Source organism: Micromonospora sp. WMMC250, assembly GCF_027460215.1.
Lineage (GTDB): Bacteria > Actinomycetota > Actinomycetes > Mycobacteriales > Micromonosporaceae > Micromonospora > Micromonospora taraxaci.
Genome location: NZ_JAPZBJ010000002.1, coordinates 4,193,169 through 4,208,217, shown reverse-complemented (window position 1 = coordinate 4,208,217; position 15,049 = coordinate 4,193,169). Strand labels below are relative to the sequence as shown.

Sequence of the window (15,049 nt, the reverse complement as noted above, 5' to 3'; positions counted from 1 at the left end):
GACCCGTCGCCGCCCGGGCCGGAACGGTCGGCGCGGCGCAAACTGTCTGACCGTCGGCCAACCCACACCCTCCTGGCCGTCCTTTGCTCTGCACCCCTGGGTGCACCACCCCCGGGCCGGCCGCCGCGTGGCGCGTCCGTGGGCGCAGAGCAAGCGCAGTGCATCCGTGGGTGCAGAGCAAGCGTTGGCGCGTCCGCGAGTGCAGAGCAAGCGCGGTGCATCCGTGGGTGCAGAGCAAGGGGGCGTGGCGGGTGGGTGGGGGTCCGCGGGGTCAGATGCCGAGGGCGGCACCGACCTCGGCGCGCAGCCGCGCGACCGCCGCACCGGCTCGGCTCCGGGCGGCGGCGACATCTCCGTCGGCAACCGGTTCCACCACCTCGAGGTACGCCTTGAGCTTCGGCTCGGTCCCGGAGGGGCGGATCACCACCCGGGCCGACGCGGTGCGCAGGATCACCACATCCGACTCCGGCAGCAGGTCCCGGACGCTGTCCACCGGCTGCCCGAGCAGGGACGTCGGGGTGGCCGCGCGGATCCGGGCCATCGCGTCGGTGATCACCCGCAGGTCGTCCACCCGGACGGAGAGCTGGTCGGTGTGGTGCACGCCGAACTCGGCGGCCAACTCGTCGAGCCGGTCGGTCAGGGTACGGCCCTGCGCCTTGAGGCCGGCGGCCAGCTCGGCCACTGTCAGCGCGGCCGTGATGCCGTCCTTGTCCCGAACGTGCCCCGGCGCGACGCAGTAGCCGAGCGCCTCCTCGTAGCCGAAGACCAGGGGCGCGCTCCCGCCGCCGGCCCGCACGATCCACTTGAAGCCGGTAAGGGTCTCGTCGTACGGCAGACCCCGGGCCGCGCACATGGCCCGCAGCAGCGACGACGACACGATGGTGGTCGCGTAGAGCCCGGTCACCCCCCGGCGCATCAGGTGGTCGGCGAGCAGCACGCCCACCTCGTCGCCGCGCAGCATCCGCCAGCCGTGCCGTTCTTCGCTGCCGACTGTGGGGCTCGCAAGCTCACTCCTCGCGCTCGCTGGCCTGCCCGCACGGACGACCACCGCGCACCGGTCGGCGTCCGGGTCGTTGGCGATGGCCAGGTCGGCGCCGGTCGCGTCGGCCAGCGCGACGAGTCGGTCCACCGCCCCCGGCTCCTCCGGGTTGGGGAAGGACACGGTGGGAAACGCCGGATCCGGTTCGGCCTGGTCGGGGACCACGCCGGGCACCGGAAAACCAGCGCGGGCGAAGGCGGCGGTGAGCACCGCCGCGCCAACCCCGTGCAGAGGGGTGTACGCCACCGAGAGGTCCCGTGGCCCGTCCGGGTCGATCACGGCGGTGGCCCGCTCGACGTACGAGGCGACCAGGTCGTCGCCGAGCACCTGCCCGGGTTGGCCCAGTGGCACCTGGGTCAGCGGGCCGACCGAACGGATGGCCGCCTCGATGCCGGCGTCGGCGGGCGGCACGATCTGTGCGCCGGCACCCAGTTCACCGCCCAGCTCCGCGCCGAGGTAGACCTTGTAGCCGTTGTCCTGGGGCGGGTTGTGGCTGGCCGTGACCATGACACCGGCGACGCCGCCGAGTTGGCGCACCGCGTACGCCAGCACCGGGGTGGGCAGCGGGCGGGGGAGCAGCAGCGCCGGCCGGCCAGCACCGGTGGCCACCTGGGCGGTGCGCTCGGCAAACTGCTTGGAGCCGTGCCGAGCGTCGTACCCGATCACCAGGGGGCCGGTGCTGCCCTGGGCGGCGAGCCAACCGACCAGGCCGGCAGCGGCCTGGGTGACCACGGCGAGGTTCATGCCGTTCGGGCCGGCCCGCAGCGGGCCACGGAGACCCGCGGTGCCGAAGGTCAGCGGGCCGGCGAACCGGTCGGCCAGCTCCGGCGCGCTCGCCGGTAGGGCGTCGAGCACCGCCGTCAGCTCGTCCCGGCTGGCCGGGTCGGGGTCGTCCGCCAGCCAGCGCCGGGCTTGCTCGCGAATGTCGTCCATGTCAGTGCTGTCCGCCGCCATGCCCCTTGATAGCACGGCGGCGGATCACCGCTGCGGGTTCCCTCCGGCTCAGCCGTCCCCGGTGAGCTGGAACGTCCGCACCATCTCGTCGAAGATCGGCTTGCTCTCCGCGAACTTGGCGTCGGTGGCGGTGAGGTAGAAGGAGTACGCCTTGCCACCCTCCGCCACACCACGCCAGACACCGTGCCGCATGGTGTCGCCCTCGCCGCACGTGTACTCGAATTCGGCGGCCGGCTTGCTGGCCAGCTCGGTCTCCGTGGAGCTGACCTGCTGGTACGGCTTGACGCAGGAGGTGCTCCTGGTCTTGAGGCCGTTCTCGGCGGTCTCCGCCCAGCGGGTGGAGTCGGTGGACCACTTCTCGGTGATGATGCGCACCTTGCGGCCGCTGTCCTCCGGGTCGATGTAGTCGGTGTAGGAACCGCCGGTGGCCTTCTTCCAGCCCTTCGGCACCATGACCTGGATGCCCCGGGCGGCGTGTTCCTGCATCTCGACGGTGGGAGCCGCCGGCGCGGACGGGGTGGGCTGCGCCGCCGGGGTGTTCGGCGGGGCGTCGTCGCCACCGGAGAGCGCCACGGCGGTGATCAGCAGCACCACGACCAGGCCACCGGCCGCGGCGAGCTGCACCTTGCGCGGCCAGCCCTTGACCGTGCCGACGAGCTGACCACCTGCGGCGCGGACCTTGTCCAGTGCGCCGCCGCCCGAAGTGCCGCCGCCCGAGGCAGGTGGGGTGGCCCAGGGCTGGCCAGTGCCCGGCACCGACCACTGGTTGCCGCCGCCGTAGGTGCCGCCGATGCGCTGGGTGGCCTCCGGCGCGCCGCCGTAGCCGACCTGCTGGGTGGCGTCGGCCGGAGTGCCGTAGGTGACCCGCTGGGTGGCGTCCGGGTGCGCGCCGGCGTCCACCCGCTGGGTGGCGTCCGCGTTGCCGCCGTAGGCGCGGCCGGCGGTCGGTCGCCCGGGTGGGGGCATCGCCCCGGTGGGTGTGTGCAGCGGGCCGGCCAACGCGTCGGCGCTGGTCTCGTCGAGCCCGGTGGCGTCGGCCGTGCCGGCGGGCGCCGGGCGTTCGCCCCGGTTCAGCGCCGCCAGCCGGTCGGTCAACGACTCACCGGGGGCCAACATCGCCGGGCCGCCGATCTGGCTGTCCGGCTTCGGCTCCGGCGCAGGGGGCGGCAGGACCGGCACCGGGCGCTGCTGGACCGGCACCACGGCGTACGGGTCGGTGACCGAGTGCACGGCGGTCGCGGTGCTGCCCAGCGGGCCGGCGAGCAGCTCGCGCAGCATGGCCCGGGAGGTGTGCACGTCCAGTCGCCGGGCCGGGTCCTTCTCCAGCAGGCCCATCAGCACGCGGGTCAGCGGCCCACTGCGCTGCGGCGGCGCGGGTGGGTCCTCGACAACGGCGTGCATGGTCTCGATTGGGTCGCCCTTGTCGAACGGGGGCCGCCCCTCGACCGCGGTGTAGAGCGTCACACCCAGCGAGAAGAGGTCGCTCGGTGGGCCGAACTCCTGGCCCATGGCGCGCTCGGGCGAGATGAAGTGTGGTGAGCCGAGCACCATGCCGGGGGTGGTGAGCTGCACGTCGGTGGGCATCCGGGCGACACCGAAGTCGGTCAGCACGCAGCGCCCGTCGGTGCAGATCAGCACGTTGGCGGGCTTCACGTCACGGTGCAGCACACCGATCGCGTGTGCGACCTCCAACGCGCCGAGCAGCGCGATGCCGATCTTGGCGACGGCACGGGGCGCGACCGGCCCGTCCTCGATCACCATGTCGGCGAGGCTGCGGGCGTCCAGCAGTTCCATCACGATCCACGGCCGGCCAGCCTCGGTGACCACGTCGTACACCTGGACGACCGCGGGGTGCTGGATCGCGGCGGCGGCGCGGGCCTCGCGCAGGGTGCGTTCGTACATGGCGTCGCGGTCGCTGGGGGCCAGCCCGGGAGGTAGGACGACCTCCTTGACCGCCACGTCACGGCGCAGCAGCGTGTCTGTGGCGCGCCACACCGTGCCCATGCCGCCGTTGCCCACCGAGGACCGCAGCGAGTACCGGCCACCAATGGTGGTGCCGGGCGCCGCTCGTCCGTTGGCGGGACTGACTGGTCCGCCGCTCCACGTCGGGATCTGAGTCACAGAAAAGCCACCGGGGGAAATCGAGGGGGGCTGGGACACAACCCCCCTATCTTGCTGGTTCCGACGCCCGATGCGAAAGCCGACGCGACGGACGTTTATCGAAGTCGACAGAACGTGCCTTGTCGTTCACCTCGTGTCGACCGGTCGGGACGCACTGTGCGGTATCCCTCACGCGACGGCGTGGCCAGGCGTCCTACCATCCGGGGATGAGTGAACGGCGGTCAAGCGAGTCCGGTTTCCCGATCAACGGCGTCTACACGGAGGCCGACCTTCCGGAGGATCTGGGCTCCCGGCTGGGCGGCCCCGGCGAGTTCCCGTACACCCGGGGGGTCTACCCCACGATGTACACCTCCCGTCCGTGGACCATGCGCCAGTATGCCGGCTTCGGCACCGCCACCGAGTCCAACGCGCGGTACCACCAACTGTTGCGGGCCGGCACGATGGGTCTCTCGGTCGCCTTCGACCTGCCGACCCAGATGGGCTACGACTCCGACGAGCCGATCGCGCACGGCGAGGTCGGCAAGGTGGGCGTCGCCATCGACTCCATCGAGGACATGCGGCTGCTCTTCGCCGACATCCCGCTGGACAAGGTCTCCACCTCGATGACGATCAACGCGCCCGGTTCGGTGCTGCTGCTGCTCTACCAGCTCGTCGCCGAGGAGAACGGGGTGCCCGGCTCGGCGCTCAACGGCACGATCCAGAACGACATCCTCAAGGAGTACATCGCCCGGGGGACGTACATCTTCCCGCCGAAGCCGTCGCTGCGCCTGGTGGCCGACACGTTCGCGTACTGCCGCGAGGAGGTGCCGAAGTGGAACACCATCTCCATCTCCGGCTACCACATGGCCGAGGCCGGCGCGACGCCCGCGCAGGAGATCGCGTTCACCCTGGCCAACGGCGTGGAGTACGTGCGCGCGGCGCTGGCCGCCGGGCTCGCCGTGGACGACTTCGCCCCCCGGCTGTCGTTCTTCTTCGTGGCCCGCACCACCCTGCTGGAGGAGGTGGCGAAGTTCCGTGCCGCCCGGAAGATCTGGGCCCGGCTGATGCGCGACGACTTCGGCGCCAAGGACCCGAAGTCGATGATGCTGCGGTTCCACACCCAGACCGCCGGCGTGCAGCTCACCGCGCAGCAGCCGGAGGTGAACCTGGTCCGGGTGGCGGTGCAGGGGTTGGGTGCGGTGCTCGGCGGCACCCAGTCGCTGCACACCAACAGCTTCGACGAGGCCATCGCGCTGCCCACCGAGAAGGCGGCCCGGCTCGCGCTGCGCACCCAGCAGGTGCTGGCGTACGAGACGGACCTCACCGCCACCGTCGACCCGTTCGCCGGCTCGTACGTGGTGGAGGCGATGACCGCCGAGATCGAGGCCGCCGCCGTCGAGTTGATGGAGCGGGTGGCCGACCACGGTTCCGCGGTGGACGCGATCGAGGCCGGGTTTCAGAAGCGGGAGATCGAGCAGTCCGCGTACCGGATCGCCCAGGAGATCGACTCGGGTGAGCGGGTGGTGGTCGGGCTCAACAAATTCACCGTGGACGAGGAGGAGCCGTACGAGCCGCTGCGGGTCGACCCGGCGATCGAGGCGGCCCAGGCCGAACGGCTGGCGCGGCTGCGCGCCGAGCGGGACGCCGACGCGGTGGCGCGGGCGTTGGCCGAGCTGCGGGCCGCCGCCGACGGCACTGACAACGTGCTGTACCCGATGAAGGCGGCGCTGCGGGCGCGGGCCACAGTGGGCGAGGTCTGTGGGACGTTGCGTGAGGCGTGGGGGCTGTACCGGCCGACCGACCGCTTCTGACCCACCTCTGACCGCTGGGCGCGGTGTGTCCGTCGCGCTCAGCGGGTACCCCAGCCGTTGAGCGCGAACGCACACCGTGTGCGCCCGTGGTGGATGCCTGCGTGTGAGCGTCCTTATCCGGCTCGTTGCGGAGTGTGGTCGGCTAATTGTCGGAGTGTCAGTTCACCACCCCGACTAATGCGACAATTTGCAACAGGGGTCCCCTGAGTTGCGCCGGTTTCGTGACTGCCACGACCGGTTACGCGTTGTAGGAGGTGAGGGGCGGATGGCGGCGTTCGAGCACGATCTACCTGCTGTCCCGCACATCTCCGAGCGCCCTCAGCAGGGCATACGTGACGCTACGCGGTCTGATCATTACCGTAACGAGGTTGCGCAGCGTCACCGCCGGAGGTCTAGGCTGTCTGCTGTCCCCGATGATCCATCCATCTCTAGTGATCGAGAATTCGACGTGACGAGTGCGTTGACGCTGCCCACCGAGGGCCAGCTGGCGTCGTCCTGGCTGGAGACGCCGCCCGGGTCCCAGCCCCTGCCCCGCGACCTGGACCACCTCCTCGCGCTCCGCGTACCGGGGTTGATCGCTACGCGCCGTCACCTCCACTCGCACCCCGAGCTGTCCGGCAACGAGTTCGAGACGGCCGCGCTGATCGCCAGGGAGCTGTCGCTGGCCGGGCTGAACCCGCGTCTGCTGCCCAAGGGCAACGGTGTGATCTGCGACGTCAACGGCAGGCCGGACGGCCCGGTCGTCGCGCTGCGCGCCGACATCGACGCCCTGCCGCTCGACGACCCCAAGGACGTGTCCTACCGGTCGACCGTGGAGGGCGTGTGCCACGCCTGCGGCCACGACGTGCACACCTCGATCCTGCTCGGCGTCGGCATGTTGCTGGCCCAGCTCGCCGACCTCGGCGAGCTGGACGGGCGGGTCCGGCTCATCTTCCAGCCGGCCGAGGAGATCCTGCCCTGCGGCTCGCTGGAGGTCATCGAGGCCGGCGGCCTGGACGACGTGGTGCAGATCTTCGCGCTGCACTGCGACCCGAACCTGCCGGTGGGCCAGGTCGGCCTGCGGGTCGGCCCGATCACCGCGGCTGCCGACAACGTCACCGTCCGGCTGTCCGGCCCGGGCGGCCACACCGCCCGGCCGCACCTGACCGTCGACCTGGTCGACGCGCTCGGCCGGTTGATCACCGAGGTGCCCGCCCTGGTCAGCCGCCGGGTGCCGGCCAACAGTGGTCTGCTGCTGGTCTTCGGCCACGCTTCGGCCGGCACCCGGTACAACGTCATCCCGTCCGAGGCGAGCGCCTCCGGCACCTTGCGGGTAATGGACCGCGACACCTGGGAGCAGGCTCCCAAGATCGTCGCTCAGGTGGTCCGGGACGTGATCGCGCCGACCGGCGCCACTGTCGACCTGGAATACCTGCGCGGCCGGCCGCCGGTGTGCAACGACTCCCGGGCCATCCAGGTGCTGACCGCCGCCACCGCGGCGGCGCTCGGCCCGGAAGGGATCGCCGAGACGCCGCAGAGCATGGGCGGCGAGGACTTCTCCTGGTATCTGGAGTACGTCCCCGGCGCCCTCGCCCGGCTCGGCGTGGGTCGCTCCGGTCCCAACGTCGACCTGCACCGGGCCAGCTTCGACGTGGACGAGCGGGCCATCCCGGCCGGCGTACGCGTCATGGTGCAGACCGCGCTGCGGGCACTGGCGGCGGCGCACTGACCGGTGCGGCCGGTCCTGCGGTCCTCTTCCGCCGACGCAGCACCAGCAGCAGCACCGCCACCGGCACGCCGAACGCCACCAGCCAGGGCAGCAGCGCCCCCAGCACGGTGAGCATCACTGTCAACGAGGCGACGAACGCCTTCCAGCCGCCCCGGAGCCCGACCAGGAAACCGGTCTCGTCCTTGTCGTCGGTGGCCTTCTTCGCCGCCGGCCCGGCCAGCGACACGGTGATCGTGGAGAGGGCCGTCAGGTCGGCCAGCCGACGCTTCTTCGCCTCCAGCGACGCCAGGTCGGCCTCCCGGCGGCCCAGCTCGTTCTCCAACGTCACCAGGTCGGTGATCGAACTGGCACGGGACAGGAGGCGCCGGGCACTGTCCACCCGGGCCCGCTGACTCGTGATCCGGGCGTCCAGGTCGACGGTCTCCTCGGTGACGTCCTGAGTGTTGATCTCCCTGCTCTGCTGCTGGCCGAGCTCCGAGATCTCCTCCACCACGGCGGAGAACTTCGGTGCCGGCACCCGCAACTGCAACTCCGCCACCGCGTCCTCGTCGGCACTGCGACGCTGGTCGCCGCCGACGAAGCCACCGGCTCGGGTGGCCACGGCGACGACCTCGCGGGCCTTCGCGTCCACATCGTCCACCTGCACGCGCATCGTTCCCGTGTAGATGATCGCCCGCTGGTCGACCCGCAGGTCCGGTGCGCCGGCACCGGCCGCCTCCTGCGTGCCGCCCTTGGCGGCGTCCCTACCCGCCTCGCCGCCGTTCGCCACCGCCGGTGGCTCGGCCGCCGAACCGGCGGTGTCCTGCGCCCCGCTGTCGCCGGCACTGCAACCTGTCAACACCAGCGCCGCCGCCAGTGCTGCTACCGCCAGCGCTGTGCCGCTGCGTCGTACCGTCCGTCCGTCCATCCCCGCTCCCATCATCGTCGTCCGGTGTGGCGATAGCTCGGACGCGGCGCACGCGTCGGCTGGTTCCGGCAGACTGCGCTGAGGACGTCACGATTCGATAATCGAGGAGTCACGATGCGGCTCACCAAGTACGCCCACTCCTGCCTTCGTGTGGAGCACGACGGCGGGGTGCTCGTCGTCGATCCCGGGGTGTTCAGCGACCCGACGGTGGCACTGGACGGTGCGGACGCGGTGCTGATCACCCACGAACACCCGGACCATCTCGACCTGGCGGCGCTTCGCCTCCAGCTCGACCGACGGCCGTTACCGATCCACGGTCCCGCCTCGCTCGCCGAGACCCTGGGCGACGCGGCCGAGGCCCTGCACCCGGTCACCGCCGGCCAGTCGTTCACCGCCGCCGGGGTCGCCGTGCGCGCGTACGGGGGCCGGCACGCGGTGATCCACCCGGACATCCCGGTGATCGACAACCTCGGCTACCTGATCAACGACGTCGTCTACCACCCGGGGGACTCCCTGGTGGTGCCCGACGAGACTCCCGTCGACACGCTCTTCGCCCCGATCCACGCCCCCTGGTCGAAGTTCTCCGAGGTGGTCGACTTCATCCGGGCGGTCGCGCCGCGCCGCGCGTACGCCCTGCACGACGCCCTGCTCAACGACAACGGGCTGGGGGTGCTCGACCGGCAGTACGCGGCGCTGTCCGGCACCGATTACCAGCGTCTGGAGCCCGGTAGCCGGGTGGACGTCTGACCCGATGCCCGGCCCCTCGACGGAGCTGGTGCAGCAGCTCTACCGCACCCCACCGGACCGGTTCGTGGCCGCCCGGGACGCCGCCGTGGCCGAGGCCCGCCGTGCCGGGGACGCGACCACCGCCCGACAGTTGGCCCGGCTCCGTCGTCCGACGGTGGCCGCCTGGCTGGTGAACCTGCTCGCCATCAGGCGTCCCGAGTTGGTGGCCGACCTGGTGCAACTCGCGGACGCGCTCCGCACCGCCCAGCGGGAGCTGCGCGGGCCCCGGCTGCGGGAGCTGTCCGCGCAGCGCCGGGCGGTGGTCGGCGCACTGGTCGTCGAGGTCCGCAAGCTCGCCGCGGCGGAGCCGGAAGCGCCGCCGGCGGGCCGGCTGCCACTGGCCGAGGTGGAGGCGACCCTCAACGCGGCGTTCTCCGACGCCGAGGTCGCCGAGCAGGTGCGGGCGGGCCGTCTGCTCCGGGCGGCCAGTTACGCCGGTTTCGGGGAGGTGCCCCGGCCACAACTGCGGCTGGTCACCGGCGACGAGGAGAAGCAGGAGGAGGAGCGTCCGGCCCGCCGCCCCGGTAACCAGCGAGAACGCCCCGAGGCGGCCTTCCCGGCGGACCGGGCGACCTCCCGCGACCGGACGACCCGCGCGGACCGGGCAGCCGAGCTCGCCGAGCAGGCCGAGCGGGCTGCGCAGCGGGCGGCCCGCGCCGAGCGGGCCCGGCAGCGCCGCGCCCTGGACCGGGAACTGGGGCGTGCCCAGGCCGACCAGGAACGCGTCGAGGCTGAGCTGACCGAAGCCACCGCGCAGGAGCGGGACGGTGCTGCCGTACTTGACGGGATCGAGGCCGAGCTGGCCGAGCTGGAGCGGCGGCGGGCGGTCGCCGAGCAGGATCTCAGCCGGGCCAAACTCGCTCGGCGCGCCGCCGAGCGTGCTGTCACCTCGGCTCGCCGGCGCGCGGGTGAGGTGGAGGCGGCGATCGAGGCGTTGGTGGCCGAAGAGGGGGATGCGGACGCGGGCGACGGCGCGGCAGACTGAGCATCGATGGACGACGACGAGTACGTGGAGCGTCCACGGCGGGTGACCCCGGGCCGGGGAGTCGTCGTGGGTGACGGGTCGGGTTCTTCGAGGACGTACCGGCCCGGCAGGCGGTCCCGGTGGGCGGCGCTCGGATGACACCGGAGCAGGCCGCCGCAGCCAGCAAACCCGTCGTGCTCGACCTGGGCGACGCGTTCAGCCGGGACCCGACGACGTTGCGCCGGGCCCGGTTGCTCGGCATCTCCGGCTGGGCGTTCTACATCGGCGGCCGGGCCGGTGCCCTCGGCGATGTGCGGGCCGAGACGGCCGCCGCCGCCCTCGGCTTCCTCGCCCCGGACGCCGTCGCCGACGGTTGGGACGCCGCAGGCCGGGTCGTCCCGCCGATCGAGGTGGCCGCCGCGAGTCTCGCCGAGTGCTGTCGATGGGGCGCTCAGCAGCTCGGCGCCCTGCCCGACACCGAGCGCCTGGCCGCACTCGTCCAGCGTGCGGTGGTCGCCGCGGACGCCAGCGGAATGCCGCTCTTCGCCGCCTGGCGGGCCATGCCGCTGCCGGATCTCAGCCCGGGAGCCCGGACCGCCGCCGGGCTGCGGTTGCTCCGCGAGCACTTCACCGGCGCCTACCTGTTGGCCGTGCGGGCTGCCGGGATGACCGCGCTGGAGGCGGTGCTGTCCGGGCCGGAGGGGGAGGCCGGGGCGGTGGCCTGCGGCTGGCCGCCTCCGTACCCGCCGATCGGGCCGTTGGTCCGCCGGCGGCTCTGGGCCGAGGCCGTGACCAACAGGCTGGCCGCGCCGGCGTTCACCGCCCTCGGGCCCGCCGACTGCACCGAGTTGGTGGAGTTGCTGCACCGCACCCGGGCCACGCTGCTCGCCCAGCGCGAGCGGCCCGACTGAGCGGAAAATGAGGGGCGCCGACGGCGGTGCGCTGTCAGGATGCTCTGCCGTGACCCTTCCCGCTGGTTGGACAACGCGCAGGCCCACCCTCGCCGACGTGCCCGCGATCCTCGCCGTGGTGCACGCCGCCGACACCTTCGCCGTCGGCCATCCCGACTTCGACGCGGAGGACGTCGCGGCGTCGTTGACAGCCCCCCACTTCGACCCGACCCGCGACTCCTGGCTGGCGGTCGACCCGGACGGTGCCGTGGTCGGCTGGGCGACGGTCGACAACCCGACCGGCGTCGGCCGGGAGTTCGTGGAGGTCTACGTCGACCCGGCCCGCGCTGCCACCGTCCGGGCGCCGCTGCTGGCCCGACAACTGGACCGGGTCGCCGAGCGTGCCGCCGAGCGAGGGCTGCCGGCGCTCACCGTCCGCTGCGCGGTCTTCGCGCCGGAACGCGCCTGGGAGCGGGATCTGATCGAGGCCGGGTTCACGGTCGCCAAGCGGTACGTCCGGATGAGCCGCCCGCTGGCCGACCTGCCGGACGAGCCCGCGCCGCCGCCCGGCGTGACGGTCCGACAGGTACGCCCCGACGACGAGGCCGACCTGCGGGAGTTCCACCGGATCTACGACGCCGCCTTCGCCGACACCCCGGACCACGAGCCGGTGTCGTACGACCGGTGGCGGGCTCGGATCGGCGACCTGACCGCCTGGGACGAGTGGTTCGTCGCCGAGGTGGACGGGGTGCCGGCCGGCGTGTTGCAGTCCTCGGACCAGGCGCTCGACCAGCAGCAGGGCTGGGTGAAGAGTTTGTCGGTGCGGTCCGCGTACCGCCGGAGGGGTGTGGGTGCGGCGCTGCTGCGCCGCGCCTTCGCGCGCTACGCCGAGAAGGGTCGGCAGTCGGCCGGTCTCGGCGTCGACCTCAGCAACCCGACCGCGCCGCTGTCGCTGTACGAGTCGGTGGGCCTGCGGGAGGTCCTGTGGACCGACATGTACGAGCGTTCGGTACCGGCCGCCGGTGTGTGATTGACGACCCCGGTCGGGCCCGACCGGCGATCCGGTCGACAGCGGTAGCAGACTGGTGGCGTGCGATACGCGCTGCTACGCCGACGCGGTGCCGGTGGGGCGGGACCGCAACTCGGTGACGTAGTCGTCCGGGGCGCCCGCCTTCTCGGCGGCGTTCGCGATCTCGGACAGGTACCACGACGTCGGCAGGCCGCCCTCGTACCCGTTGAAGACGTAGATCCACGCGGTCACGTCGCCGTCGAGGGTGGAGACCCGGACGTGCAGCTTGCGGTACGTGCCGGCGGTCACCCCCTCGATCTCGTCGAGCTGGCCCGCGTCGTACGGGTGGATGTCGTAGAGCGCCACGAAGACCCGGTCACCGGGAGACTCGACCAGGGTGCTGACCGCGCCCTCCCAGCCGATCACGTCCGCCCCGGCGAAGGTCAGCCGCCAGCCTTCCAGCCAGCCGGTGCCCACCATCGGCGAATGCGGACAGTAGGCGCGCATCCGGGCGGGGTCGAGATTTGAGCCGTAGGCGGCGTGATGACGCACGGCGATGACGATAGCCCGGCGGACGGGTGGGGGAGAATACGACTGTGCGTGTCGAATGCGCCCAGGAGAAGAAAGTCACTGTGAGCATCGACGAAGGGCGAACGTGGTGAGCGCGAGGAGTGCAGCGCAGCGGAGCCCCGCAGTCGCGAGCGAAAGGATGGCGCTGTGAGCCGGATCGTGATCATCGGCGGGGGGCCGGCCGGGTACGAGGCGGCCCTGGTGGCCGCCCAACTGGACGCCGATGTCACGGTGGTGGAGGCGGACGGCGCAGGTGGGGCCTGCGTGCTCTCCGACTGCGTGCCGTCGAAGACCTTCATCGCCAGCTCGGGGGTGGTCACCGGTTACCGGGACACCGAGGAGTTCGGGGTGCACTCGGACGGCCTGGAGGCGGTCACCGTCGACGCGCGGGCGGTGCACGAGCGGGTCAAGCGGTTGGCCCTGGCGCAGTCCGCGGACATCCACGCCAAGCTGCTGAAGGCGGGTGTCACCTTCGTGGCCGGCACCGCCCGGCTCGGTGAGGACTCCCTCGGGCACACCCACCGGGTCGTCGTCACCCCTGCCGACGGTGGCGGCGAATACTCCATCGACGCCTCGACCGTGCTGGTCGCGACCGGTTCGACACCCCGCCAGTTGCCCACCGCCGTACCGGACGGTGAGCGCATCCTGACCTGGCGTCAGGTGTACGACCTGCCCGAGCTGCCCGAGCACCTGATCGTGGTCGGCTCGGGTGTGACCGGCGCGGAGTTCGCCAGTGCGTACCTGGCGATGGGGGTCGAGGTCACCCTGGTCTCCAGCCGCGACCGGGTGATGCCGCACGAGGATGCCGACGCCGCGTCCGCCATCGAGCGGGTGTTCCGCAACCGGGGCATGGAGATCCTCAACAACTCCCGGGCCGACGCGGTCCGGCGTACCGCCGACGGCGTCGAGGTGGAGCTGTCCGACGGCCGGAAGGTGACCGGCTCACACGCGTTGATCACCGTCGGCTCGATCCCGAACACCGCCGACCTTGGTCTGGTCGAGTACGGGGTGGAGCTGGGCCGGGGCGGCTACATCACCGTCGACCGGGCGTCCCGGACCAACGTGCCCGGCATCTACGCCGCCGGTGACTGCACGGGGGTGCTGCTGCTGGCCAGTGTCGCCGCCATGCAGGGCCGGATCGCCATGTGGCACGCCCTCGGCGAGGCGGTCCGTCCGCTGCGTCTGCGTACCGTCGCGGCGAACGTCTTCACCGATCCGGAGCTGGCCACCGTGGGTGTCTCGCAGGACGAGGTGGACGCGGGCAAGGTGCCGGCCCGGCAGGTCATGTTGCCGCTGTCCGGCAACGCCCGGGCGAAGATGGACGACCTGGCGGACGGCTTCGTGAAGCTCTTCTGTCGGCCGGCCAGCGGTCAGGTGATCGGCGGTGTGGTGGTCGCCCCTAAGGCCAGTGAGCTGATCCTGCCGATCACCATGGCGGTGGAGAACAATCTGACGGTCAACGAGCTGGCCCAGACCATCACCATCTACCCGAGCCTGTCCGGTTCGATCACCGAGGCTGCCCGCCAGCTCATGCTCCACGAGCTGGAGTAATCGTTGTCGATCATGGACTTGTGGTGGGCGGTTCACACCGTCACACCCCTTTTGCGGGGCACCACAACTCCATGATCGACCCCGGCGGGCGGGGCGGCGGGCCGGGTCTGGGTTAGGGCTACTGTCGCCAGGACCGCCACCTCGGTGAGGATGAGGAGGCGTTCGGCCAGGCCGATCAGCAGACGGTCACCGGGGTAGGCGGACCAGATCATCGCCACCGCGAGGGCCACGCTCAGCAGGACGAGGGCGCGTAGCGTCCGGGCGGCGGGGGCCAGGTCGGGTCGACGGGCCAGCAGCCAACCGGCCGCCGGCAGGGCGAGGAAGGCCACCACCGAGGCGTACCGGTGCACGTACGCCGCCGTGGTCATGGCGGTGCCCGGCTCGTTCGTCGGCACCAGTGCGGCCAGCAGCAGCCCGGACACCCACGCGCCGAGTAGCCACTCGACCGCGTGACCGGGCTGCGCCGGGCCGGTGCGGCGCAGCCCGTACAGCAGCGACACTGTGGCGAGCGCGAGCACCACCATGGCGACGTCGATGACCCCGCCGCGGTCGGAGACCGCGAAGTCGCTGACGGTCAGCGCCCACGGGTTGAGGTCGTCGTTGACTTCCAGGTGACCGATCACGGTGAGTAGCGCCGCCACGGCGATCCCACCGAGGGCCAGCACGCCGGTGTTCCGGGTTCCAGGCATGCCTCAGCCTGTCGCCGGAGGCACCCGAGCCGAATCCGGGACGCCCACCGAGTTAACCCCCCGAAACGACC

At 72.2% G+C, this 15,049-nt stretch carries 12 protein-coding genes; 7 read left to right on the top strand and 5 right to left on the bottom strand.

The window, feature by feature from the left end; all coding sequences use genetic code 11:
• Positions 1-271: 271 nt before the first annotated feature.
• Together O3438_RS18740 and O3438_RS18735 are read right to left on the bottom strand one after the other, a co-directional pair.
• Positions 272-1,993, bottom strand: a complete 1,722-nt coding sequence (locus tag O3438_RS18740; RefSeq protein WP_269681177.1) for a phospho-sugar mutase — start codon at positions 1,991-1,993, stop codon at positions 272-274.
• A gap of 48 nt (positions 1,994-2,041) precedes the next feature.
• Entirely contained in the window at positions 2,042-4,114 is a 2,073-nt protein-coding gene (locus O3438_RS18735) for a serine/threonine-protein kinase (protein WP_269681176.1), read from the bottom strand.
• A gap of 206 nt (positions 4,115-4,320) precedes the next feature.
• Between O3438_RS18735 and O3438_RS18730 the strand changes: the two genes are divergently transcribed.
• A complete protein-coding gene (locus O3438_RS18730; protein WP_269681175.1) occupies positions 4,321-5,904 on the top strand; it encodes an acyl-CoA mutase large subunit family protein in 1,584 nt (527 codons plus the stop codon).
• Positions 5,905-6,352: 448 nt separating this feature from the next.
• Positions 6,353-7,612, top strand: a complete 1,260-nt coding sequence (locus tag O3438_RS18725; protein ID WP_269681174.1) for an amidohydrolase — start codon at positions 6,353-6,355, stop codon at positions 7,610-7,612.
• Here O3438_RS18725 and O3438_RS18720 read toward each other — a convergent pair.
• Positions 7,569-8,519, bottom strand: coding sequence for a DUF4349 domain-containing protein (locus O3438_RS18720; RefSeq protein ID WP_269681173.1), 951 nt, complete (start codon positions 8,517-8,519; stop codon positions 7,569-7,571). The genes O3438_RS18725 and O3438_RS18720 overlap by 44 nt on opposite strands.
• Positions 8,520-8,633: 114 nt before the next feature.
• Between O3438_RS18720 and O3438_RS18715 the strand changes: the two genes are divergently transcribed.
• From O3438_RS18715 to O3438_RS18700, 4 genes are all read left to right on the top strand, one after another.
• Complete coding sequence (locus O3438_RS18715) at positions 8,634-9,266, top strand: MBL fold metallo-hydrolase (protein WP_269681172.1); 633 nt, start codon at positions 8,634-8,636, stop codon at positions 9,264-9,266.
• A 4-nt stretch (positions 9,267-9,270) separates the two neighbouring features.
• Entirely contained in the window at positions 9,271-10,290 is a 1,020-nt protein-coding gene (locus O3438_RS18710; RefSeq protein ID WP_269681171.1) for a hypothetical protein, read from the top strand.
• 134 nt (positions 10,291-10,424) lie between these two features.
• Positions 10,425-11,180 (top strand): SCO6745 family protein, encoded by a 756-nt coding sequence (locus O3438_RS18705; RefSeq protein ID WP_269681170.1) that lies wholly within the window; start codon positions 10,425-10,427, stop codon positions 11,178-11,180.
• 49 nt (positions 11,181-11,229) lie between these two features.
• Complete coding sequence (locus O3438_RS18700; protein WP_269681169.1) at positions 11,230-12,189, top strand: GNAT family N-acetyltransferase; 960 nt, start codon at positions 11,230-11,232, stop codon at positions 12,187-12,189.
• A gap of 75 nt (positions 12,190-12,264) precedes the next feature.
• Here O3438_RS18700 and O3438_RS18695 read toward each other — a convergent pair whose 3' ends face one another.
• Positions 12,265-12,720 carry a gamma-glutamylcyclotransferase gene (locus O3438_RS18695; RefSeq protein WP_130407236.1) on the bottom strand — a complete coding sequence of 152 codons (456 nt, stop codon included), beginning with the start codon at positions 12,718-12,720 and terminating at the stop codon, positions 12,265-12,267.
• 165 nt (positions 12,721-12,885) lie between these two features.
• Between O3438_RS18695 and O3438_RS18690 the strand changes: the two genes are divergently transcribed.
• Positions 12,886-14,289, top strand: coding sequence for an NAD(P)H-quinone dehydrogenase (locus O3438_RS18690; protein WP_269681168.1), 1,404 nt, complete (start codon positions 12,886-12,888; stop codon positions 14,287-14,289).
• A gap of 32 nt (positions 14,290-14,321) precedes the next feature.
• Here O3438_RS18690 and O3438_RS18685 read toward each other — a convergent pair whose 3' ends face one another.
• Positions 14,322-14,978, bottom strand: coding sequence for a DUF998 domain-containing protein (locus tag O3438_RS18685; protein WP_269681167.1), 657 nt, complete (start codon positions 14,976-14,978; stop codon positions 14,322-14,324).
• Positions 14,979-15,049 lie beyond the last annotated feature (71 nt).

Excerpts from the sequence above, each read along its gene's own strand:
- O3438_RS18710 (WP_269681171.1), top strand. The coding sequence starts at position 9,271 with ATGCCCGGCCCCTCGACGGAGCTGGTGCAGCAGCTCTACCGCACCCCA.
- O3438_RS18685 (WP_269681167.1), bottom strand. The coding sequence starts at position 14,978 with ATGCCTGGAACCCGGAACACCGGCGTGCTGGCCCTCGGTGGGATCGCC.
- O3438_RS18730 (WP_269681175.1), top strand. The coding sequence starts at position 4,321 with ATGAGTGAACGGCGGTCAAGCGAGTCCGGTTTCCCGATCAACGGCGTC.
- O3438_RS18720 (WP_269681173.1), bottom strand. The coding sequence starts at position 8,519 with ATGGACGGACGGACGGTACGACGCAGCGGCACAGCGCTGGCGGTAGCA.
- O3438_RS18740 (WP_269681177.1), bottom strand. The coding sequence starts at position 1,993 with ATGGCGGCGGACAGCACTGACATGGACGACATTCGCGAGCAAGCCCGG.
- O3438_RS18705 (WP_269681170.1), top strand. The coding sequence starts at position 10,425 with ATGACACCGGAGCAGGCCGCCGCAGCCAGCAAACCCGTCGTGCTCGAC.
- O3438_RS18715 (WP_269681172.1), top strand. The coding sequence starts at position 8,634 with ATGCGGCTCACCAAGTACGCCCACTCCTGCCTTCGTGTGGAGCACGAC.